This is a genomic window from Streptomyces sp. NPDC034103 (genome assembly GCF_055575395.1).
The window spans coordinates 522,171-544,850 of record NZ_JBVISS010000002.1 but is presented as its reverse complement, the minus strand read 5'-3'; the positions used below and the strand labels follow the sequence as shown (position 1 = coordinate 544,850).

Below are 22,680 nucleotides of genomic sequence, written 5' to 3'. Positions count from 1 at the left end.
CCGTGCGTTCCCCGCGGCGATCAGGCCCGCTGACTCCCCCACGACTCGAAGAGGACATCCACATGAGAAAGTCCTGGATCCTGCCCCTGCTCACCCTCGTCGCCACCACGTTCGGGGTCACCGCGGCAGGTGAGACCCCCGCCTCCGCCGCTCCCACCACCCCGCTACGGGTCATGCCGTTGGGCGACTCGATCACGTGGGGTGTGGGAAGCAGTACGGGCAACGGCTACCGAAATGCGCTGTGGAACCGGCTCGCGGCGGACGGCCACCCGCTGGACTTCGTCGGCACGGTACGGGGCGGTTCGATGTCCGACCCCGACAACGAGGGCCACTCCGGGTACCGCATCGACCAGATCGCCGCACTCACCGACGCCTCGCTGACCCGCTACCGGCCCAACGTGGTGACGCTGCACATCGGCACCAACGACCTCAACGGGAACTACCAGCCCTCCACCGCCGCCGATCGGCTGAGGTCGCTGGTCAATCAGGTCACCACCGCCGCCCCCGACGCGACCGTCCTGGTCGCCTCACTGGTCGTGTCCACCAGCGGCTCGGAGGAGCAGTACCGTGCCGGGTACAACCAGGCCACCCGCCAGATCGTGAGTGACGCCCAGGCCGCGGGCAAACGCGTCGCGTTCGTCGACATGAGCGGTCTGACCACGGCCGACCTGGCCGACAGCCTGCATCCCAACGACTCGGGCTACCAGAAGATGGCCGACGCCTTCCACCGTGGCGTCCAGACCGCGGACAACGCGGGGTGGCTGAGGAACCCCGCCCCCGCCCCCGCGCGCGTGCAGTCCGGGATCGCCGGCAAGTGTATGGACGTCAACGGCTCCGGCACCGCCAACGGGACCGCCGTCCAGACGTGGAGCTGTGGTGGCGGCGCCAACCAGTACTGGTCCGCCTACACCGACGGCACCCTGCGCTCCATGGGCAAGTGTCTCGACGCCGTCGGCGGGGCCACCGCCAATGGCACCAAGGTGCAGCTCTGGGCCTGCCACGGCGGCGCCAACCAAGTCTGGCAGCCCTACAACGGCGGCTACCGCAACCCCGCCTCCGGCCGCTGCCTCGATGTACCGGGCTCCTCCACAGCTGACGGCACACAGCTCCAGCTGTGGGACTGCCACTCAGGCTCCAACCAGAAGTGGACCGCTCTGACCGCCGGATGAACTCCCGCCCCGGGGGGTCCGAGCCGAACTCGGACCCCCCGGGCGGGACGGACAAGCGCGTCGGACGGCTCCGGCCGCCGCGAGCACGGCCGCACCCTCGCGCGGCCGTGCCTCGACGTCGGTAGCGGAACGCGATCACACAGCGCTGACCCCGCTCTTCGCCCGCAAACCCTTCCCCCGCGACCACGGGGACCTCCGGCCCGGCGCGGGGCGGCGGCGCACCGCCACGGCGTCCGCGCCGTTGAGGGCGAGTACGGAGAGAAGGACCAGGGCGCAGGCCGGACCGAGGACGGTCCAGGGCGCCAGTTCCACGTACGGCTGGTTCTCCGAGAGCAGGCGGCCCCATTCGGCGGTGGGCGGTTGCTCGCCCAGACCGAGGAAGCCGAGGGACGCCAGTACCAGAACCGTCGTGGGCAGGCGCAGCAGGGCATTGCGCAGGACGCCGGGCAGCACGGCGGGCAGCAGGTGGTAGCGGAGCAGATATCCGGGACCGGCGCCGAAGGAGAGGGACGCGAGCATGTGGCCGCTGGCGCGCTCCTGTTCCAGCAACGCCGCGGCCTGGGCGGCGTAAGGAGTCCAGCCGACCAGGCAGACCGCCAGCGCGGCGCCCCAGGCCGACGGGCCGGTCACCGCGGTGGTCAGCAGCCCGGCCAGGACCGCGGGCATCGTCGACACCACTTCCGTGAGCCCCGCGCCGATCTGCGCCGTCATGCCGAGCAGCAGCCCGGTGAGCGCACACACCGCGGTCACCGCGAGGGCCAGGGCCACCGTGCGGGACGCGCCGTGCCCCAGCCGGGCCAGCAGGTCACGGCCCAGCGCGTCCGTGCCCAGCGGATGTGCTGCCGAGGGTGGGAGCAGCCGGGCGGCGGTGTCCACATGGAGCGGATCGCGGAGCAGCCCGGCGGTGATCACAGCGAGCAAGGCCAGCGCACACACCGCCACGGCCCAGCGAGTGAAGCTCCCTCGGGCGGCGGCCGGTGCGTGCAGCGCGGGCAGGGCGCCGTCCCGCAGGGCCGGACCGAGCAACGCGTGACGCAGGGCCTGGATGAGGAGGCCGGCCGCGACGCCGAGCAGGATGAGGGACAGCGTGGCCGTTTGCAGGGGTGGTAGGTCCTGCGCGATGGCGGCGTCCAGGGCGAGGCGGCCGAGGCCGGGAATGTTGAAGATCTTCTCCACCGCGACGGCGCCGCCGACCAGGCCCACCACGGTCGGCAGGAGCTGTGGCAGCACCCCGGCCAGCGCGCGCCGCAGCGCATGGCGGGCGACGCGGCCGCGCGCGATCCCGTACGCGTGCCAGGTCCTGGCCCACGGCTCGTTGAAGGCCGCGGGGAGCGACTGCTGGAGAAGACCACCGATCACCGCCCCGGAAGGAACACCCAGGGCGAGCGAGGGCAGCACCATCGACGCCGGCCCCTGCCACCCGCTGGACGGCAACCAGCCCAGCCACACCCCGCACACGGTGGCGAGGAGCGAGGCGAGCAGGAACTTGGGCAACGCGGCGAGAACGGCGACCCCGACGGCGCCTCTCCCCCGCTGCAGCCGTCGCCGGGAGCCGAGGTACAGGGTGTGGACGCAGGCAAGGGCGGCGACCGCGACCGTGACCGCCAGCGCCCCGAGCATCAGCGTGAGGGAGACCGCGAAGGCGTCTGTCACCTGGGGCAGCACAGCCTCGCCGGATACCCAGGACGTGCCCGCGTCGCCCCGCGGCAGCCCGCTCAGCCAGTGTGCGAGATGCGCGAACGGCCCCTCGTCCAGTCCCACTTGCTCTCGTACGGCGGCCAACTGCTCAGGCGTCGGATCCTGGTCGGCGGAACGGGCCCGCAGGACGGTCAACGCGGGGTCGTTGCCGGACAGCCAGGGCAGCATGGCCACGACCGTGATCAGCGCGGCTCCCGCGGTGAGGCGGCCCAGGCCGGCCCGCCATCGCGACGGGCCGGCTCCGGTGACGCCCGATGTGACGCTCATCGCCGGTTACTTCAGGTGGGTGTCGACGTCGATCAGGGAGCGCTCGCGCGGGTCGAGGAGCACGCCCTCGACATCGGTGGCGATGCCCTGGACGACCTTCTCGTGGACCAGCGGCACGACGGCGTCGGTGCGCAGGATCTCCGCCTCGGCGGCCATGATCTTCTGTCGGCGCTTCGTCGTGTCGCTCTCCTCGGCGGCGGACTTGATGGCCCGGTCCACCTTGGAGTCCTTCAGACGGGCGATGTTGTACACGCCGTCGCTCGTGTAGTCGCTGGCCAGGTACGCGACCGCGTCGCCGGTGTCGAGGAGGGTGACCCGGGAGAAGACGAGGGCGTCGTACTTGCCGGCGAGGAGGTCGGCCTCCATCTGGGTGTACTCGCGTACGTCCTGCTTCACGGTGAACCCGGCCTTCTCCAGCTGCTGCTGGAGGACCGTGGCGGCCTCGGGAAGTTCGGCGCGGTTGGTGTAGGTGGCCAGGCGCAGGGTCTTGCCCTTCGTGTCGGCCTTGACCTGCGGCACGGTCGCGGCCCGGGCGCGGCCGGTGACCTGGACGCGGTGGTCGGCCGCCCAGGGCACGGCGGGGCCGAACAGACCCTGCGCGCGGTCGGCGTACCCGCCGAAGACCGAGCCGACGAGTGCCGAACCGTCGACGGCCTCACGGGCGGCCGCGCGCAGCGCCGGTTCGGTGAACAGGCCGCTGCCCGTGTTGAGGACGAGGCTGTCCGTCCGCACGGACGGCACCTCGTGACGGGTCTTCGCGTCCAGCAGCTTCGCCTGGGAGGTGGGGATCCACTCCGCGATGTCGACCTCGCCGCCACGCAGGGCGTTCGCGCGGGCCGTGCCGTCGGCTATCCAGGTCACGTCGATGCCGGGCGTCTTGGCCTTGCCGCCCCAGTAGCCGTCATAGCGGTCCAGGACAGCCGCGGACTTGCCGGTGAGCTTCGTGATCCTGAAGGGGCCGGTTCCGGTGCCGATCGGGCTGGCGGTGCCGTCCTTGCCGTACGCCTTGGCCGAGAGGATGGCCAGCGCCGGGCTGGCCAGGCGCAGCGGGAGCACCGGGTCCGCGTTCTTGGTGCCGATGGTGACGGTGTCGGAGTCGTCGGCCTTCGCGGTGAGGGTGACGTCGCTGAGAACGCGGGGCTTGGGCTCCGCGGCGCCCGCGTGGTGCAGGGCGTTGACCACGGAGTCGGCGGTGACCTTGGTGCCGTCCTGGAACGTGGCCTTGCGCAGCTCGAAGGTCCAGTGGGTGGGGTCGACCTGCTTCCAGGACGTGGCCAGCGCGGGCGCGGGGGCGCCGTTCTTGTCCAGGGCGGTGAGTCCCTCGGCCACGGAGAGCTTGCTCAGTACGGTGGCGTCGTTGCTGTACGGAGACAGCGCCTGCACCGGCGGCACCGCGAGAGCGACCCTCAGCCGCCCGGCCGCGCCGCCTTCCGCGCCCGAGCCAGAGCCCTGCTCGCTCGCCGCGAAACATCCGGCCAGCAACGGGGTGAGGGCAAGCGTGAAGAGGAGACCGCGGGACGTCGTGCGCATGGGGGTCCTGTCGTGCGAGGAGTGGCCTGAGTCCCTGCACGCCGGAAGGGAGCGGTGGGACTCAGCGAGCATATAAGGTAAGCCTAACTTGATCTACCTCGGTAAGTGAATTCTCAACCAATGAGAGCGCCAGAGGGCTCCCCTGGTCGGTACGCGTCGACGCGGAGGCCTTCCGCGAAAGCTCACTGGACCAGTTCGATGTGGGGATGCTCCGGGGACGCCGGGCAGACGTGGAGTTGCAGGCTGTAGGCGCCGGCGATGTCGAGGAGAGTGAAGTTCGACGGCGGAGTGCCGAGAAGGAGTGGAGTCGGGTTCGTCCGTTCCTCCTCGGGCATCCAGCTCTTGCTGCCGGAATTCCATTCCGAGGACGCGATGGTGAGAAGCGGGGTCGTCTCGGTGCCGCATGCGGGGCACGGGCGGGGCATGGGGTCGGTGAGGCCCCAGCGGGTCCAGCCGCCGGTCTTCCACCCGGGGGCGTGGCACAGGTCGCGGAAGTAGAACTCCTGCGGGTCCAACGCGCCGGTGCTGTCCCACGCCCATCCGGCTGTTTCCCACAGGTTCACGTCGCCCAACTGCTGCTGCAGTTCCTTGCTCAGCTCCAAGGGGCTGGGGTATTCGATGATCTGTTCCGGTGCGAGCAGGCACGGCTCCGGCAGGTACCAGTCGAACTGGATCACGGACGGCTCGGGCGGGGCCTCGAGAACGTCGGCGACGGAGTCCGAGGAGCGCCAGAAGAGGGCGGTTCGGGGGTGTGCGAACTCCTCGTGGTCGCAAGGGCACCACAGGACCTGGAGAAGGTCGCCTCCGGGAGGGCAGGCCGGGAGGGGGACGTCGCGGGCGTAGAGCTGGGCTACGGGGATCATGGGAATCGGGCCGTCGAACCACGGGTGGCCCTCGCGGAGCCGCTGCTCGATCTCCCGTTCCTCGGGCGTGATCACGGGTGCCTGAGGGTCGCGGAGCCGCCGCTCGGCCGCTGCCGCACGGACGCGACGCAGGATCCGGATCTCGTCCGGAGAGCGCATGTCGTCTGCCGCTTCACTGTCGTGCGGCTCTACGCAGTGCGGCCACGGCTCGTCGGCGGGCCACAGGAGCGGGCCGCCGACGGAACTGTCGTCCACGGTCGGCGACCCCGGCCGCGGGTGCAGCCGGGTCGCCGTGCGTGCCAGCGGGGCCAGTTGGGGGAAGAGCGCGGTGACGTCGAACGGCCGCGGCGGGGTGGTGAAGACGGCATTCATGGCAGGGATGCTGCCAGCAGCGTCTGACAATCGGCGTACCGATCCACGTCAGCCACACCACACGCCTCCCCATGTCAGCGGGCGGCGCAGAGACGGAAGTGGAGCCAGGACGATCCTGGCTCCATTCCTTGGTGCGGGCGTGACATCAGAACTGTGCGAAGAACCTCCAGATCTCTGCCTTGGTCCAGGTGGTGACGCCGCTTTCGCCGGAGGAGCCGTCGACCGGACCGGGCATGTGGCCTCCGTCGAACGCCGCCCACTGGACCGGGTAGCCGGCACGGCAGCCCGAGTAGGTGGTGGTGACGTGGGTTCGGCTGCCCGGCGCGGGCTCGCGCGGGCTCTGGGAGGCGCAACCGTTGTTGCGGACGAACCTGTCGCGCAGGGACCGTCCTTGTCCGATGTTGAGGACGTTGTCGCTGATGCCGTGGATTCCGAAGTAGGCGATGGGTTGGGTACCCCCGCTGCACCCGCTGATCTCGGCACCGGACATGACGGCGACGGCCCTGAAGACGTTCGCCCGGCTGCAAGCGAGGGCGTGGCTCATACCGCCGCCCCAACTGAATCCCGTGGCGAAACGCTGAGCCGGGTTGACACAGAGGCCGCCCTCGATGCGCCGGATCATGTCGTCGACGAAGGTGATGTCCTCACCGCCCGCGTTGCCCCAGCCGTTGCCGAGGCCCTGGGGGGCTACGAGGATGGCGCTGTTGTTCGACTGTTCCTGTTGGCCGTAATAGGACCAGGCGCTGCCGCTCGTGCCACCCGAGGCCACGTCACCGGCGGTTCCGCCCCTCCAGTGGAACGCGAAGATCAGCCGGTAGCGGTGGCTGTTGTCGTAGTTGGCCGGAACTCTGAGGATGAAGCTGCGGCTCTTGCCGCCGCTCTGAATCGTGTGCGTACCGCTCGTCAGAGTCGGTGCGCTGCCGCATGCGCCAGAGCCACCGCCACCGCCATCGGACGACAGCTTGATCATCTGCCACTGCTGGTTGGTGCCGCCCCAGTCGTTGTACTGGACGACGTTGGCGCCGTCCGCGGTCGAGGCGCCCTGCACCTCCACCGCCTTGTTGCTGCTGCGGTTGATCAGCCGGACGTGGCCCGCGTCGGAGTCGGCCAGGCGGAACTGCTGGTTGGCCCCGTTGTGGTCGGCCCACTGCTGGATCGCGGCACCGTCGGCGGTCGAAGCGCCGGCCACGTCGAGCACTTTGCTCGAATGCCGGGCCTTGAGGCGGTAGAAGCCGCCGCCGGAGTCCACGAACTGCCACTGCTGGTTGTTTCCGTCGCTGCGCGTCCACTGGTTGACTCGCGCGCCGTCGGCGGTGGAGGCGCCGGAGACGTCCAGAGCCTTGCCGCTGCCGCGATTGACCAGGACGTACCAGGCGTTGGTGTCCACCGTCGCCGCTTCGGCGGGCACCGGGTCCACCGCGGTGAGCATGCCGATCGCGAGGGTCGCCGCCACCACGGCGGCGACGCGGGACCACCAGCGTGGCCTTCGCGGCGGAGCGTGGGAATCCGCACCGTAGGTCTTCATCGATTCACCCTTTCGTCTGTGACAGACCTCTTAGGCGCGGGTCCAGCGTTGGTTGCTGCCGCCCGAGCAGGAGTAGAGCTGGATCAGGGTGCCGTTGGCGGTGCCGCTCGAGGCGGCGTCCAGGCAGAGGCCGGACTGGACGCCGACGATGGATCCGTCGGAGTTGAGGCGCCACTTCTGGTTGTCGCCTCCCCAGCAGCTGTAGATCTGGACTTTGGTGCCGTTGCCGGTGCCCGCGGCGTCCAGGCACTTGTTGCCGTAGACCTGGAGCTCGCCGGCTGAGGTGAACGTCCACTGCTGGTTGGTGCCGGTGTGGCAGTCCCACAGCTGGACCTGGGTGCCGTCGGTGGTACTGGCGTTGGGCACGTCCAGGCAGCGGCCCGAACCGACGCCCTTGATCGTTCCGCCATCACCGGGGGGCGTGGTGGTTCCGCCGTTGAGTGCGTTGAGGACGGCGGTGTAGGCGGGCTTCTTGCTGCCGTTGCCGTTGAACAGCAGCGGCGTGTCCTGCGCTCGCCAGGAGTCGGTGTCGCGCACACCCCAGACGGTGATGCCGAGGCAGCGCGGAACGGCCAGACAGTCGTTGGTCACGCTGGCGTAGGTCGAGGCCGAGGCGCCCTGGATGTCGAGCTCGGTGATGGCCACGTCGACGCCGAGGGCGGCGAAGTTCTGGAGAGTGGTGCGGAAGTTACTGTTGTAGGGGCTGCCGCTGTTGAAGTGTGACTGGAAGCCGACACAGTCGATCGGCACGCCACGCTGCTTGAAGTCCCGGACCATGGCGTACATGGCCTGGGTCTTGGCCCAGGTCCAGTTCTCGACGTTGTAGTCGTTGTAGCAGAGCTTGGCGGCCGGGTCGGCGGCGCGCGCGGTCCGGAAGGCGACCTCGATCCAGTCGTTGCCGGTGCGCTGAAGGTTGGAGTCCCGCCGGGCTCCCGAACCGCCGTCGGCGAAGGCCTCGTTCACGACGTCCCACTGGGCGATCTTGCCCTTGTAGTGGGCCATCACGCCGTTGATGTGGCTGATCATCGCCTGGCGCAGCGTGCTGCCGCTGAGGCTCTGCATCCAGCCGGGCTGCTGGGAGTGCCAGGCGAGGGTGTGGCCGCGCACCTGCTTGCCGTTCTGCACCGCCCAGTTGTAGACGCGGTCACCGGCGGTGAAGTTGAACTGGCCCCGCTGCGGCTCGGTGGCGTCGATCTTCATCTCGTTCTCGGCCGTCACCGAGTTGAACTCACGGCTGGCGATCCCCGTGTACGCCGAGTCGCCCAGCCTGCCGGAGGCGATGGCAGTGCCGAAGTAGCGGCCGCTCTGCGCCGCCGCGGCGCCGAGCGTGCTCTCGGCGGCGTGTGCGGTCGGCGGCGCGACCAGTGCGGCGGCCGCGCCAAGGACACAGGCGAGCAGCGCCAAGAGCAGACCGCGGATCTTCCCGCGGGCTACAGGTCTGGGAAGGGCATACGAGCCCATGGCTGTTCCTCCAAGGTAGAAATAACGGAACGACGCAAGGTCAGGGGCGGCTCCGGCCTCTTCCGCTCCGCCGGACGGACCGGACGTTCGGGGAGGCCCGAGGCAGGCCGCCCGATCCGGCGCCGGAGGCCAGGCAGCCCTCATCACGAGACACCGCGGTCATGGGGAGGCGCCCGGCCGGCGGTTGGGTGACACCCGGCGGGCGGCGAACAGTGGTGACGGGGACACGGGTTACTCCATCGCGGTTCGACCGGGGGCCATCACGCGGCGCCGCGCGCCTCTCCAACTGCACGAAGAGACAGATGCGCTGGTGTGAGCCTCACCGGAACAGAGCGGGGTTGGCACAGGTGCTGTGCTGCGCTGATCTGCGGTGTGCGTGGACTCTCGTGGAGAACGGGTACACCAGGGCCGCCGAGGTTCGGCATCTCGAACTGCGTCCGGTCGCCCAGAGACGGATGGTGCGGGTTTGACGGTGGATCGTCAATACTCATCACAGGGAAACTTTCTGTTATTCGCTCGCAACTTTCGACGTCGGGCTGTTCCGCACACGAAACCTTCCGCCGCCGCAGTCGGCATAACTCACGATTCGGGACCTGGGGGTATGCGCGGATATGACACTCAACTTCACCCTCCGCCCGACCCGTTGGGCTGGAACTCTTTGTAGACAGATCGGCAGCAGACCTTGACCCGAGGGCTCCGCATTCCTAGCTTGTGGCGTCATAGGTTCGGGAACTACTTCGAATGTTTCGAAAATGCCCCGGCCTGGATATCGCCGCTCTGCGGTCACCGGCGTCACCTCACCCGCCCCCAAGGAGGCTCCCTGATGCGGTTTCGCCACCCCTTCCCGGTCAGTCTGAGACGCTTACTCGCCGTTCTCGCACCCCTGCTGCTCGTGGCCACGTTCCTCGGCGCCCAGCCGGCCGGCGCGGCAACCGTGGACCCCAACGCCTCGTATGTGCTGGTCAACCGAAACAGCGGCAAAGCCCTGGACGTCTACAACCTGGCGACCAACGACGGCGCCCGCATCACCCAATGGAGCAGAAACGATCAGGCCCAGCAGCAATGGCAGTTCGTCGACTCCGGGGGCGGCTACTACCGCATCAAGTCCCGCCACTCGGGCAAGGTGCTGGACCTCTACAACTGGTCCACCGCGAACGGCGGCTCCATCGTCCAGTGGGCCGACCAGAACGCCACCAACCAGCAGTGGCGGCTGGCCGACAGCCCGGACGGCTACGTAAGGCTCATCTCGCGGCACAGCAACAAGGCCCTCGAAGTGCAAGGGGCATCCACGGCCGACAACGCGAACATCGTCCAGTACGACGACTGGGGCGGCACAAACCAGCAGTGGCAGCTCGTCAAGGTCGGCGCCGACACCCCCGGGGCGTGCGATCTTCCGTCGACATACCGCTGGTCGTCCACGGGCGCGCTGGCACAACCCAAGGCCGGATGGGTCTCGCTCAAGGACTTCACCGTCGCCCCCTACAACGGCAAGCAACTCGTCTACGCAACCACGCACGACACGGGGACGCGTTGGGGGTCGATGAACTTCAGCCTGTTCGGCAACTGGTCGGAGATGGCCTCCGCCAGCCAGAACACGATGTCGACGTCCACCGTCGCGCCGACGCTGTTCTACTTCGCACCGAAGAACATCTGGGTGCTCGCCTACCAGTGGGGCGGGACCGCCTTCTCCTACCGGACGTCGAGCGACCCCACCAACCCCAATGGCTGGTCATCCCAGCAGACGCTCTTCACCGGAAGCATCAGCGGCCCCGGAACCGGACCCATCGACCAGACGCTCATCGCTGACGGCACGAACATGTACCTGTTCTTCGCCGGTGACAACGGCAAGATCTACCGGGCCAGCATGCCGATAGGGAACTTCCCGGGCAACTTCGGCTCGTCGTACACGACGATCATGAGCGATTCGACGAACAACCTGTTCGAAGCCCCGCAGGTCTACAAGCTGCAGGGCCAGAACCGCTACCTCATGATCGTCGAGGCGATCGGCTCGCAAGGCCGGTACTTCCGCTCCTTCACGGCCACCAGTCTGAACGGCAGCTGGACGCCTCAGGCCGCGACCGAGAGCAATCCCTTCGCCGGCAAGGCCAACAGCGGAGCCACCTGGACGAACGACATCAGCCACGGTGAACTGCTCCGCACCAGCCCCGACCAGACCATGACCGTCGATCCCTGCAATCTGCAGTTGCTCTACCAGGGGCGCAGCCCCAATTCAGGCGGGGACTACGGCCTCCTGCCCTACCGCCCGGGTCTGCTGACGCTGCAGCGCTGACGACGTGACGGGTGGTCCGGCTCCGTCCCGAGCCGGCACGGCGGGCTCGACGAAAGGTCGAGCCCGCCGCGTCCGTCGGCACGCCAGGAGTTGGTCGCCTTCCTCACTCCTCCTGCGTGTCGAAGGCGACGAACCTCAACTCCGATGTGTAGCGCCGCCCTTCGTCGTCGGTGAGCCAGGTCTGTTCCGGTGTCGGGAGCATCTCCGTGAACGTGGCGGTGCCGTTCGGGTCCTTGCGGGCCAGGCGGCGCAGGGCCTTGGCGAGGATCGTGACGTAGACCGGGCTGTCGAAGTCGACGTAGAAGGGCCGGGCCTCCGTCGGGGAGACGACGAAGACGTAGCGGGGCAGACCGAGTCGGGCGCGCCACTGGCGGGCCCGTACGAAACGCCGGGCTTCGTCCTTGTCGTCGGCGAAGTCGGCCTCCGCGGCAGGCAGTTGCCAAGTCTCGCGCGCGACCACCATCCGGTCGAGGGTGACGCGGGGGGTGTGGGCGGCCGGTGGCAGCAGCTGGAAGAGGTCCATGGACAGCGTGGTCAGGACGTGCGAGAAGACGTCGATCGCGGGGAAGACCGCGCCGTCGGGCAGGCGGACGACCAGGGCGTCGCCGCGCTCCTCGACGACGGCGTCGGCGCTGCGGACAGCGCGCGGGCGAGCGGGGTCGGCGGTGAAGTCGGTGAGGGCCACCTGGTAGTCCTGGGGCCGGACCAGTGTGTGGCGGACTCGGGCGGAGAGGCGGGCGCGGTGCTCCTTGGGGATCAGGGGCAGCAGTCGCGGGCCGGGGTGGTCCTGGTCGGTGTGGGCGAACAGTTCGTCGATGTCGGGGTGCTGGTGGGTGAAGAGCGAGGCGCCCAGGGTGTTGGCGGCGAGGTGGAGTTCGCCGAGGACGAGGGTGAGGTCGCCGCGGGCGGCTGCCTCGGGACCGTCGGCGGCGATCATGATGTCCGGGCTGAGGTAGCGGGCGGTGGTCCAGCCTCCGCCGCCGTCGAACTCCCGCCGCGCGGCTGCCTCGATGTCGCAGGCGCGCCGGTTGACCCTGCGGGCCCCGTCGGGGACGGTCAGGATGCGCTGCCAGCGTGCGGCGAACTCCCGTTGCAGCTCCCCGGCCGTGGTGCGGGCGGTGCCGTGCAGGACCGGCAGGCACGCGAACCAGAAGGAGGCCAGGTCGACCGGCCCGTCCGCGGCGAGCCGGCGATGGATGCCGCGGATCTCGGCCCGCACGGTGGCGGCCAGTCGTGCGGTGAGCCAGCCGGCGCTGTCCATCAGGATGCGCAGGGGCGACAGCGCCTCCACGACGGCCGGGCCGAGGCGGGCGGTGGCGGAGCGGCGGGTGTCGCTGTACACCAGGGCGCGGCAGGGCGCTGTGGAGGCCGACTTCTCGCGTACCGCGGCCGTGTCGGTGAGGTCGGTGAAGTCGCGCTCCAACTCCGCGAGCGCGGCCAGGAGTTCGTCCTCGTCGGTGGCGGCGGCCACCTTCGCCTTCCCTGACTCCAGCAGGTCGAGGGCGGCCAGCCCTAGTCGTCTGAGGCCGGGGTCGCCGATGGTCAGCAGCCAGCCGCGCAGGGCTCGTTCGGGGTGGGTGTCGGCCGGCACCTCCACCCGCCAGGTCACATAGCGGCGGGCCACCAGGTCGTGCAGCGTCGCCTCGACATCGGTGCCGGGCAGGTCGGCGGCGATGTCGCGGGCCCTGCGGACACCGTCGCAGCGGGCGAGAACCGCCGCGGCCGCGGCGGACAACGTCGCCGGGCGCCGGCCGGGCACGCGCACCTCGTCACCGTTCACCACGACGAACGGCACCCGCCTCGGCGCGACCCAACCGCGCATCGCCGGGTCCGTGTCCAAGGTCCTGGCGAGCGCGTCGATGCCCCAACTGGCCCAGTAGACGGTGGAGTCGGCGGCCAGCCCGGTCCCGGGGTCGACCTGCGCCCCGGACGCCGCGGAGTCCCAGCGGCCCCAGCCGACCGGTCCGAAGAAGCCGATGGTGTCGTTCTTCACGCAGAACCGCTGCCAGTAGTGCGCGACCAGCTCCTCCCGCTGGCGGGGCATGCTGCTGCGCGCGTCGGTGTCCGGGTTCCAGCGCAGGAACGGGGCGATGCCGGTGGTCAGCACGGGCCGGTTCTGCCAGGCCAGCGCCTGCCGGAACGCCGGGGCGCGGGCGATGTCCTGCAGCACGTGCGCGGTCTCCACGGCCGCCGCGCCCAGTTCGTCGGCGAAAGCCTCCCAGTCGCGGCCGGACAGCGGGGTGTCGGGGCCGAACTTGTCGGCGGCCTCGGCCAGTCCGGGGGGCGCCAGGCGCAGCACGCCGTCGGCCGGGAAACCCGGGCCACGCAGCGCGAACTGGTTCCACAGGCGCCAGCGGCCGAGGAACGGGACGAGGTCTTCGGTCATGACGGCACTCCTTGACGCGCGCGGGACGAGACGAGGTGAGGCAGGGGTGTGCGGCACGATGGCGGCCGGCCGGTGGCCCCGGCCCGCGCACTGGTCACGGTGCGCGGGCGTCGGGGAAAGCCGGTCCTGGCCACGGTGCCGCTGGGTCAGCTGCGCCCGAAGTCGGCGTCGACGACCTCGGCGAGGTCGCGCGGGGTCGGGTAGGCGAAGACCAGGGAGACCGGGATGTCGTCGGAGCCGAGGATCTCCTGGAGGCGGCCGGTGATCTGGAAGGCGGTCAGTGAGTCGCCCCCCGCCTCGTAGAAGTCGGTGTCCGCGGTGAGGTCGGCGTAGTCCAGGACGTCGCGGAAGACGTCGACGAGCAGGTCGAGGGTGCTGACGGCGGTGGCGGTGTTCTCGGTCATGGCGTGTCCTCCTGAAGGGTGGTGGGTGCGGTGCAGGTGTGCAGGCGGGCGGCGGTGTTGCCGCCGGAGACGACGGCCACGGCGGCTTCGCGGCGGCCGGCGCGCAGGGCTCCGGCCAGGGCGACGGCACCGCTGGGTTCGGCGTCGACGCCGTGGCGGCGCAGCAGGGCTGCCGCGGCGAGGATCTCGGCCTCGCCGACGGCGATGAGGTCGTCGACCCGGTCGCGGATGATCGGGTAGGTGAGGTGCCCGGGCCGCTGGCCGCGCAGGCCGTCGGCGACGGTGTTGCTCGGCGGCAGCTGGACGGGGTGTCCGGCGGCCAGGGAGCGGGCGTAGCGCGGGGTGAGGGCGGGTTCGACACCGACGACCCGGACGGGGTGCGCGGTGGCGGCGAGGCAGACGCCCGCCAGGAGGCCGCCGCCGCCGACCGGGACGTAGACCGTCTCGGTGTCAGGGGCGTCGGTGAGGATTTCGGTGCCGACCGTGCCCTGACCGGCGATCACCAGGGGATGGTCGGACGACGGGATGAGGACGGCGCCGGTCGTCTCGGCGAGAGCCCGGGCCCGGTCCTCGCGCTCGGCCACTCCCCCGCCGACCCGGACGGTGTGCGCGCCCAGGGCGCGGATGGCGGCGGCTTTGGCGGGGGACGCGCCGGCGGCGAGCACGACGGTCAGTTCGAGGCCGAGGGTGCGGGCGATGCGGGCGAGGGCGATGCCGTGGTTGCCGGAGGAGCCGGTGACGACGCGATCGGCGCCCGCGGCGAGAACGGCGTTGGCGGCACCGCGGGTCTTGAACGAGCCGCCGATCTGACGGTGTTCGGCCTTGAGCAGCAGGTGCGGGCCGCAGGCGGTGGTCGTCGGGCCGGGCAGCAAGGGAGTGCGCACGATGTAGGGGGCGATGCGGTCGGCGGCGACGGCGAGGCCGGTGGGACCGAGAGGGCCCATGGAGCGCGTCGCGGGCCGGGTGCCGAGCGCGGTCGGGTGGCCGGTGGCGGTCGTCGTGCTCATGCGGTGCTCCCGCCGACCAGGCGGCCGCGATCGGCCTTGCCGCCGCGGGTGGTGGGCAAGGCGGTGTGGCGGTGGAAACGGCGCGGCATCAGATGGGGTGGCAGGGTGCGGGCCAGGTGGGCGCGCAGGGTGGCGTCCGGCGTGGTGTGGTCTCCGGTGACGTGCGCCGCCAGGTAGACGCGGCCGCGGTCGTCGGTGTGCGGGGTGATGACGGCCCCGCTGACGGCGGGGTGGGCGAGCAGGGCTCCCTCGATCTCGGCGGGGTCCACCCGGTAGCCGCGGATCTTGATCTGCCGGTCGCCGCGGCCCTCGTAGCGCAGCCCCTGGGCACTCCACCGGCCGAGGTCACCGGTGCGGTACATGCGGGACCCGGGCGGTCCGAAGGGGTCGGGGACGAAGGAGGCGGCCGTGCGGGCCGGAAGTCCGCCGTAGCCGCGGGCGAGGCCCGTGCCGCCGATGTACACCTCGCCCACCACGCCGTCGGGGACGGGTGCGAGGTCGGGGCCGAGGACGCGGATCGTGGTGCCGGGCCTGGGCAGACCGACGACGTCGTCGGCCGGGTCGGGGTCGGGCGCGACATCGTGGCGGGTGGTCGTCATGGTGCACTCGGTCGGGCCGTACTGGTTCACGAGGCGGCCGGGGACGAGGGAACGGCCGCCCGCGGTGAGGAAGGGACGCAGGGACTCGCCGCTGGACGCGACCAGCGTGACGCCGGCCAGCGGGTCGGCGAGGTCGCGCTGCCCGGCGAGGTGGGTGAGGAAGGACGGGGTGACGCTGAGCAGGGCGGTGACCCGGTGCTCGCGCACGGCGCGGGCGAACTCGGCCGGGCGCAGCAGCCGGGCGCGCTCCACGAGGACGAGGCGGGCGCCGGCCAGCAGGGGGGCGAAGGTGTCGCGGATCGAGGCGTCGTAGCCCAGCGGAGCCATCTGCAGGGCGACCGTGTCCGGGCCGAGGTCGAAGGCCCGGGCGGTGTCGCGCAGGTAGCCGTCGAGAGCGTGGTGCTCGACGAGGACGGGACTCGGGGCGCCGGTGCTGCCGGAGGTGTGGCTGACGTAGGCCAGGGCACGGGGGTCGACGGGCGGGAGCGGCGGATCGTCGGCGGGGTCGTCGGAGGGGGCGTCTGCGGGGTCCGGTGCGTCCAGGTGGACGACGGGGACGCCGAGGTCGAGGGCGGCGGCGTGCGCCGTGGTGGTCAGCAGCAGGCGGGCGTCGGCGCTGCGGACGAAGGACGCCAGCCGGTCTCGGGGTTGGCTCACGTCCAGGGTGAGGAAGGCCGCGCCGCAGCGCAGGACGGCCGTCATGGCCGCGACGGCGTCCAGACCGTGTTCGACGGCGACGGCGCAGACGGTCTCCGGCCGGACACCGTGGGCCCGCAGCAGGCGGGTCATCTCCTGGATCCGGTCGTGGAGTCGCCGGTAGGTCACCGGGCCGTCCGGGGTGTCCAGGGCGATCCGCTGCGGGTGTCGGGCGGCGTGTTCGGCGATGTCGTCGGCGAGCGTGCGCATCAGTGCTCCCCCTCACCGGTGACGGTCTGGTCCACGGCCACGAAGCGCAGTTCGGAGGTGTAGCGCCGGCCGTCGGCGTCGGCGAGCCAGGCCTGCTCCGGGGTGGGCAGCATCTCGCTGACCTTCAGCCGGGCGCCGGGGTCCTTGCGGGCGAGGCGGCGGGCGGCCTTGGCGAGGATGGTGGTGTAGACGGGGCTGTCGAAGTCGACGTAGAACGGGCGGGGTTCGGTCGGGGAGACGACGAACACGAAACGCGGCAGCTCGTGGCGGCGCTGCCAGTGGCGGGCCCGGACGAAGCGCGCCGCCTCCGACTTCTCGTCGGCGAAATCGACGTCCGCGACCGGCAGTTGCCAGGTCTCGCGGGCCAGGATCATGCGGTCGACGCTGATGCGCGGGGTGTGGTCGCCCTCGGGGCGCAGGGTGAAGCGGTCCATCACGCGCTGGGTGAGGGTGTTGGCGTAGGCGTCCAGGAGGTCGTAGCGGGTGCCGTCGGGGAGCACCGCGGTCAGCCGGCCGTCGGCGTCCTCCACCAGGACATCGGCGCTCATCGCGGTGCGCGGACGATACGGGTCTCCGGTCTGGTCGACCAGCGCCACGTAGTGGTCCTGGTCCCGGTCGAGCGAGGGGCGGCTGCGGGTGGACCACTTCAGGGGCAGCTCCTTGGCGAGCATGGGCAGCAGACGCGGTGCGGGGAAGTCGCGGCTGGTCTCGGCGATCAGTTCGTCGCGGTCGGGGTGCTGGTGCACGAAGAGGGAGGCGCCCATGGTGTTGAGGGCGCAGTGCATCTCGCCCAGGACCAGTTCCACGTCCCCGCGCGCCAGCGCCGCCTCGTCCTCGGCGACGACGAGGACGTCGGGGCTGATGTAGCGGGCCAGGGACCAGCCGTCCCCGGGCTCGTCGAACTCCTCGCGGACCCGGGCGGCGAGGTCGGCGGTGGTCCGCCGGACGTGGCGCGCGCCGTGCGGGATGTCGAGCAGGCGGGCCCATTTGGCGCGCAGTTCGCCCTGGACGGTGTCGATGAGGTCGCCTGCCTCGGGGTGCGGGGAGGGCAGGGTGTGCAGCCACAGGGTGGCGAGGTCGACGGGGCCGTCGGCGGCGAGCCGGTCGTACACGGTGCGCAGACGGGCGCGGATGCCGTCGGCGAAGCGGTTGGTCATCCAGCGCGCGGCGGTCAGGCACAGCTGGAGGGGTTCGAGGTGGGCGAGCAGGCCGGGACCCGCGGTGGCGGTGGCCGCCCGGCGGGTGTCGGAGTAGACCAGGCCGCGGCAGGGTGCGGTGCGGGCGCCCTTGGCGCGCTGGGCCTCGGTGTCGGTGAGGGCGGCGAAGTCGGCCTCCAGCGCGCCGATCGCGGCGGTCAGCGCGTCGGCGTCGTCGCCGGCGTCGCGCACGGCGTCGCGCCCGCCCTCCAGGACGGCGAGCTTGGCCAGCGCACGGCCGCGTGCGGCGGCGTCGGGGACCCGCTCCACGATGGCGCGCAGGGCGCGGTCGGGGTGGGTGGCGGCCGGTACCTCCAGGCGCCAGTGCACCCAGCGCTTGCGCGCCAGTTCCCGCACGACGGCGGTGACGTCGTCCTCGGGCAGTTGGAGTGCGGCGGCGATCCCTGCCACGGGCAGGGTCCCGTCGCACAGCGCGAGCACCGCCGCCTCACGCTCCCCCACCGGTTGTGCGGGCCGGCCGGGCACCCGGACGGTGGTGCCGACGACACGGACGATGGAGACCCGGCGCGGCGGGATCCAGCGCATCAGCGCGGTGTCCTCGGCCAGCACCTTCGCCAGCGCGTCGATCGCCCAGCCGGAGAAGTAGACCTCGCTCGCGGCCAGGAAGGTGTTCCCGGCGTGGCTGGAGACGGCGTCGGTCGCGGCCAGGTCCCAGTGGCCCCAGCCGACGGGTCCGAAGAAGCCGATGGTGTCGTTCTTCACGCAGAACCGCTGCCAGTAGTGCGCGACGAGCTCCTCCCGCTGGCGGGGCATGCTGCTGCGCGCGTCGGTGTCCGGGTTCCAGCGCAGGAACGGGGCGATACCGGTGCGCAGCACGGCGGGGTTCTGCCAGGCCAGGGCCGCCTGGAAGCGGGGCCGGGCGGCGACCTCCTGCAGCTGGTGGGCGGTGTGCACGGCCGCGGCGGCGAGCTCTTCGGTGAAGCCGTCCCACTCGGGGCCGGACCGGGGGGTGTCGGGGCCGAACTTGTCGGCGGCCTCGGCCAGTCCGGGCGGGGCCAGGTGCAGCACGCCGTCGGCGGGGAAGCCCGGGCCGCGCAGCGCGAACTGTTCCCACAGCCGCCAGCCTCCGCCCGGCAGCAGGACAGGTGCGTGCTCGTCCGACATCGCGTGCTCCTTCCGGAAAGGGGGGTGCGGGGAAGCGACCGGCCCCGGGGCGGACGGTGGTCCGCCCCGGGTTCGCCGGGTTCTCCGGCCGGAGAGCACCGTCCCGCGCGGCGGGGGCGCGCCGACAGAGAAGATCCGGCAGCAACACGTGCCACGGGGTCGGCGTGTTCGTCCCTGACCCGGGCCTTCGTGGCCCGGGCACGCTGTCGGCGTCGGCCGTGACCTGCGGCCGGCCCCAACACCCGCGGGAGGTTCACCGTGACGCAACCCGACTTCGCCAACGGCGCGGACGCCGAGGAGGTCCGCCCGGGCACCGACGAGGAGTACCTCGTGGTGCGCAACGACGAGGAGCAGTACTCGATCTGGCGGGCGGACCGCGAACTGCCCGCGGGCTGGCACCCGGAGGGGCTGCGCGGCCCCCGGCAGGCGTGCCTGGACCACATCGGCGTGATCTGGACGGACATGCGTCCGCTGAGCCTGCGTCGACGGCTGGCCGAGGCAGATGCCTGAGGGGCTCCCGGGCAGGCTCCCGGGTCCCTCGGCCCACGACCCGCCGGCCACCGGTACCTCGCCGCCGACCGCTCCCGCGCCGGCTCCGGCGCTGCCGCAACGGCTGTGCCCGGCCGTGCTGGACCTGTCGGGTCTGCGCGACAGACCGCCCGCACAGGGCCCCCGTGCTCTGCGGGCCCCGCTGGAGCTGTACCTGGCGCGGGTGGCGGAGCAGGACGCACAGACCCTCCGGTACGCCCGCGAGGTCCTCGACGGGGAGGAACGGGCCCGCGCCCGCGCCTTCCGGCACGACCGGGACCGGGACGCCTACGTGGTCGCCCACGCGGCGTTGCGGGGTGTGCTCAGCGTCGTGACGGGGGTACGCGCCGACGCCCTGCCGCTGACCCGCGAACCCTGCGCCGGCTGCGGCGGGCCGCACGGGCGGCCCGTGTTGCCCACGCCAGGGGTGCACTTCTCGCTGTCGCACAGCGGCGGGCTGGTGCTGGTGGCGCTCGCGCCGGCGCCGGTCGGGGTCGACGTGGAGGAACTGGCCACCGTGAAGGTCATGCTCAGCGCGCAGTCGGCGTTGCACCGTGCGGAGGCGGACGAGTTGGCGCACCTGCCCGCCTACAGCCGGCCCGCGGCCTTCACCCGCGCCTGGGTACGCAAGGAGGCCTACCTGAAAGGGTTGGGCACGGGTCTGGTCCGCGACCCCGCGCTCGACTACCTGGGCACCGGCCCGGCGCCCACCGATCCGGCGCCGGGCTGGGCGGTGCGCGACGTACTGGTCCCGTCCGGCTACGCGGCCGCCGTGGGCCTGCGTACCTGCTGACCCGCACACCACAGCGCGGCGGGGACCGGTTCGACACCGGTCCCCGCCGCGCTGCCGGCGTTGCGTCCCGAGAGGTCCGACCTACGCGCCGCCTTCACCGATCGCCCACGCTCTCCCCCGCGACGATCGGTATACGATCACGCGCGTGACCGCACCCGAACCCACCATCGTCGCCACCTCAGGCGGTGTTCGTCCCGGCAGACGCACACGGGTGCTCTTCGACGCCCTGGTCCACCACGCGGTCGACCTCTCCGGCGCGCACGGCAGACGCCCGCGCATCCTCCACGTCGCCACCGCCGCGGGAGACGCCGAACTCGTCACGGCGCGGGTCTCCGAAGCCGCCCGGGTGGCGGGGTACGACCTCACTCCGCTGCAGTTGTTCCCCATGCCCAACGTCGAGGACATCGAGGCCACGGTGCTCGACCACGACGTGGTGTGGGTGGGAGGCGGTTCGGTGGCCAACCTGCTCGCCGTGTGGCGGGTGCACGGCGTGGACGAGATCATGCGGCGCGCCTGGCGGGCCGGAGTGGTCCTCGCCGGCGTGAGCGCGGGCTCGATCTGCTGGTTCCGGGGCGGTACCACCGACTCCTTCGGGCCCGAACTGCGCGCGGTCACCGACGGGCTCGCGCTGCTTCCCTACGGCAACGGCGTGCACTACGACTCCGACGAGGGCCGCCGCCCACTGATCCACCGCCTGGTCGCCGACGGCACCTTCGGCGAGGCCCACTGCACCGACGACGGAGTGGGCCTGGTCTACCGCGGCACCGAACTCGTCGAGGCGGTCGCGGAGTTGCCGCGGAAGGCGGCGTACCTGGTGCGGCGGGAGGACGGCCGGGCCGTGGAGGAGCGGATCGAGCCACGGCTGCTGCCGTCGGCCTGACCCTCCCCCTCCCTCGCCCCGGCTTCACGCACACGACCGCGCGGGGCGACGGGCCGGACCTCGATGCCGGTCGGCACCAGGTCCGTGCGTTCCCGTGCCCCGCGTCGTGGACGGGTGCGTCCAGGACTCAGACCAGGCCGTGGCGCACGGCGTGAGCGACCGCGTGCGCACGGTTGCGGGCCTGCAGCCGGGTCATGAGTTCGTAGATGACGTTCTTGACGGTGTGTTCGGAACACCCCAGCAGCAGGGCGATGTCGGCGTTGGCGTGCCCCTCGGCCATCAGGCGCAGGACCTGTGTCTGCCGTGCGGTCAGCGCCGGGGCGCAGGCGGCGGGCGGCCCGTCCGGGCGGGTGCCGGTGCTCAGCACGCCGGACAACTCCGGGTAGGGGATGCTCGGATGCGGCTGCGCTGCCCGAAGGACGGCCTCCAGGAGACGGGCCTCGGTCAGTTCGGCGGCGCCGATGACGACTGCTCCGGCGCGCAGAGCACGCCGCCGGCCCTCCGGGCTGACGGTGTCGCAGACGAACAGCAGGGGCCCCCGCGTGCGCGGCGCCCGCAGCGCCTGACCCGCATCGGCGGCGACGATCACCGTGACCGTCCCGGGCGACCCGATCTCGTCCCCGCCACAGCGGAGCCCGGCTCGTTCGGCCAGCGCCCGGACCCGTTCCGCGCCAGGGCCCGGCACGAGGCGCACCGCGACGGCGGGGGCGGCGGGGGGCGCCGTCAGTGTGGCGGTCACAGCAGGGGCCGCGGGGGGCACCGTCAAAGTGGCGGTCACGGCGGCGGCGGGCGGCGCCGTCAAAGTGGCGCTCACAGCAGGCCCGCCCGCAGTGCGTAGGCGACCGCGTGGGCGCGGTTGCGCAGCCTGAAGCGCTGGGTGATGTCGTGCACGACGGTGGTCACGGTGCGAGGCGAGTAGGCGAGCCGCTGGGCGATCTCGGCCGTCTCGTGCCCGTCGGCGACCAGGCGCAGTACGGAACGCTCCCGCTCGGACAGCATGCCCTCGCTCCAGCCTCCGGATCCGCGCACGGACGCCTCCGGTTGGTCCAGGAGCTCCTCCAGCAGGCCGGGCGGCAGAGTGCAGTCGTCCCGTGCGGCCGCCAGCACCGCGTGGGCCAGGCGGGAGGCGTCCGCCTCGCGGCGCAGCAACAGGCCGCGGGCGCCTGCGGCGAGAGCGTGCAGGACGTCCCCGGAGGCGAGGATGCCCGCCACCAGGACGACAGCGGGACGGTGGGGCTGGGTGCGGGTGGCACGCACCATGTCGAGCTCGGCCGGACCGAGCCGGTCCACGGTGAGGACGGCGACCCGCGCGTCGGCGGGCTCGCACACGGTCAGTTCGGGCCGGACGAGCAGGGTCGCGCGGATGCCTGCCTCCAGCACCGGGTCGAGTGCGACCACACTGACAGGTACGGGTGCTCCCATCTGCTGCTCCTTGGAAGGTCGTGCGCCCGGCCTGAGACTCCGCGGGCGGTCTGGCATGGGGACTTGGGAACACCGTGCCGTCCGTACGACCGCCGCCGCATCGGTAGCGGGACCCCACATTTGCGCCCCGGCCCCCGGTGCCTCCCCGCAGGCGGAGCGCAACCCATCCAGGGCGACCCGGAGAAGGCTCGGGCGCAACCCCATACGCGGAGCCACGGGGGGCTCGCACCCACCCGGTACCCATCCCACCCCGACGCCG

Annotated in this window: 17 protein-coding genes; 5 read left to right on the top strand and 12 right to left on the bottom strand. The window is 71.9% G+C overall.

The window, feature by feature from the left end; translation table 11 throughout:
• The first annotated feature begins 62 nt into the window (after window positions 1-62).
• Window positions 63-1,169, top strand: a complete 1,107-nt coding sequence (locus ACZ56U_RS05560) for a ricin-type beta-trefoil lectin domain protein (protein ID WP_469082730.1) — start codon at window positions 63-65, stop codon at window positions 1,167-1,169.
• Window positions 1,170-1,304: 135 nt separating this feature from the next.
• Here the strand turns inward: ACZ56U_RS05560 and ACZ56U_RS05555 are convergent, their stop codons facing one another.
• The 5 genes from ACZ56U_RS05555 to ACZ56U_RS05535 form a co-directional block, all read right to left on the bottom strand.
• On the bottom strand, window positions 1,305-3,134 hold the full coding sequence (locus tag ACZ56U_RS05555) for an ABC transporter permease subunit (RefSeq protein WP_469082729.1): 1,830 nt from the start codon (window positions 3,132-3,134) through the stop codon (window positions 1,305-1,307).
• Between the two features lie 6 nt (window positions 3,135-3,140).
• Window positions 3,141-4,664, bottom strand: a complete 1,524-nt coding sequence (locus ACZ56U_RS05550; protein WP_469082728.1) for an ABC transporter substrate-binding protein — start codon at window positions 4,662-4,664, stop codon at window positions 3,141-3,143.
• Between the two features lie 182 nt (window positions 4,665-4,846).
• Window positions 4,847-5,899 carry a hypothetical protein gene (locus ACZ56U_RS05545; RefSeq protein ID WP_469082727.1) on the bottom strand — a complete coding sequence of 351 codons (1,053 nt, stop codon included), beginning with the start codon at window positions 5,897-5,899 and terminating at the stop codon, window positions 4,847-4,849.
• Between the two features lie 145 nt (window positions 5,900-6,044).
• Window positions 6,045-7,424 (bottom strand): RICIN domain-containing protein, encoded by a 1,380-nt coding sequence (locus ACZ56U_RS05540; RefSeq protein ID WP_469082726.1) that lies wholly within the window; start codon window positions 7,422-7,424, stop codon window positions 6,045-6,047.
• 30 nt (window positions 7,425-7,454) lie between these two features.
• Window positions 7,455-8,885 (bottom strand): endo-1,4-beta-xylanase, encoded by a 1,431-nt coding sequence (locus tag ACZ56U_RS05535; RefSeq protein ID WP_469082725.1) that lies wholly within the window; start codon window positions 8,883-8,885, stop codon window positions 7,455-7,457.
• A gap of 823 nt (window positions 8,886-9,708) precedes the next feature.
• On the opposite strand from ACZ56U_RS05535, the gene ACZ56U_RS05530 reads away from it, so the two are divergent.
• A complete protein-coding gene (locus ACZ56U_RS05530) occupies window positions 9,709-11,175 on the top strand; it encodes a non-reducing end alpha-L-arabinofuranosidase family hydrolase (RefSeq protein WP_469082724.1) in 1,467 nt (488 codons plus the stop codon).
• 103 nt (window positions 11,176-11,278) lie between these two features.
• Here ACZ56U_RS05530 and ACZ56U_RS05525 read toward each other — a convergent pair whose 3' ends face one another.
• The 5 genes from ACZ56U_RS05525 to ACZ56U_RS05505 all read right to left on the bottom strand — a co-directional run bounded on the left by ACZ56U_RS05525 (window position 11,279) and on the right by ACZ56U_RS05505 (window position 18,798).
• Complete coding sequence (locus tag ACZ56U_RS05525; RefSeq protein WP_469082723.1) at window positions 11,279-13,561, bottom strand: lantibiotic dehydratase; 2,283 nt, start codon at window positions 13,559-13,561, stop codon at window positions 11,279-11,281.
• A gap of 146 nt (window positions 13,562-13,707) precedes the next feature.
• Window positions 13,708-13,965 carry an acyl carrier protein gene (locus ACZ56U_RS05520; protein WP_391231186.1) on the bottom strand — a complete coding sequence of 86 codons (258 nt, stop codon included), beginning with the start codon at window positions 13,963-13,965 and terminating at the stop codon, window positions 13,708-13,710.
• Window positions 13,962-14,972, bottom strand: coding sequence for a threonine ammonia-lyase (locus tag ACZ56U_RS05515; RefSeq protein ID WP_469082722.1), 1,011 nt, complete (start codon window positions 14,970-14,972; stop codon window positions 13,962-13,964). Before ACZ56U_RS05515 ends, ACZ56U_RS05520 begins: the two co-directional genes overlap by 4 nt.
• Window positions 14,969-16,477: an amino acid adenylation domain-containing protein gene (locus tag ACZ56U_RS05510; protein ID WP_469082721.1), complete on the bottom strand. Its 1,509-nt coding sequence runs from the start codon at window positions 16,475-16,477 to the stop codon at window positions 14,969-14,971. Before ACZ56U_RS05510 ends, ACZ56U_RS05515 begins: the two co-directional genes overlap by 4 nt.
• On the bottom strand, window positions 16,477-18,798 hold the full coding sequence (locus ACZ56U_RS05505; protein ID WP_469082720.1) for a lantibiotic dehydratase: 2,322 nt from the start codon (window positions 18,796-18,798) through the stop codon (window positions 16,477-16,479). Before ACZ56U_RS05505 ends, ACZ56U_RS05510 begins: the two co-directional genes overlap by 1 nt.
• 258 nt (window positions 18,799-19,056) lie before the next feature.
• Here ACZ56U_RS05505 and ACZ56U_RS05500 point away from each other — a divergent pair, with 258 nt between their 5' ends.
• The 3 genes from ACZ56U_RS05500 to ACZ56U_RS05490 all read left to right on the top strand — a co-directional run bounded on the left by ACZ56U_RS05500 (window position 19,057) and on the right by ACZ56U_RS05490 (window position 20,999).
• A complete protein-coding gene (locus tag ACZ56U_RS05500; protein ID WP_469082719.1) occupies window positions 19,057-19,308 on the top strand; it encodes an MbtH family protein in 252 nt (83 codons plus the stop codon).
• Window positions 19,301-20,119, top strand: coding sequence for a 4'-phosphopantetheinyl transferase family protein (locus ACZ56U_RS05495; RefSeq protein ID WP_469082718.1), 819 nt, complete (start codon window positions 19,301-19,303; stop codon window positions 20,117-20,119). Before ACZ56U_RS05500 ends, ACZ56U_RS05495 begins: the two co-directional genes overlap by 8 nt.
• A 145-nt stretch (window positions 20,120-20,264) precedes the next feature.
• Window positions 20,265-20,999 carry a Type 1 glutamine amidotransferase-like domain-containing protein gene (locus tag ACZ56U_RS05490; RefSeq protein ID WP_469082717.1) on the top strand — a complete coding sequence of 245 codons (735 nt, stop codon included), beginning with the start codon at window positions 20,265-20,267 and terminating at the stop codon, window positions 20,997-20,999.
• Between the two features lie 127 nt (window positions 21,000-21,126).
• Here ACZ56U_RS05490 and ACZ56U_RS05485 read toward each other — a convergent pair whose 3' ends face one another.
• Together ACZ56U_RS05485 and ACZ56U_RS05480 are read right to left on the bottom strand one after the other, a co-directional pair.
• On the bottom strand, window positions 21,127-21,738 hold the full coding sequence (locus ACZ56U_RS05485) for a response regulator transcription factor (protein WP_469082716.1): 612 nt from the start codon (window positions 21,736-21,738) through the stop codon (window positions 21,127-21,129).
• A 71-nt stretch (window positions 21,739-21,809) separates the two neighbouring features.
• Entirely contained in the window at window positions 21,810-22,421 is a 612-nt protein-coding gene (locus ACZ56U_RS05480; protein ID WP_469082715.1) for a helix-turn-helix transcriptional regulator, read from the bottom strand.
• Between the last annotated feature and the right edge of the window lie 259 nt (window positions 22,422-22,680).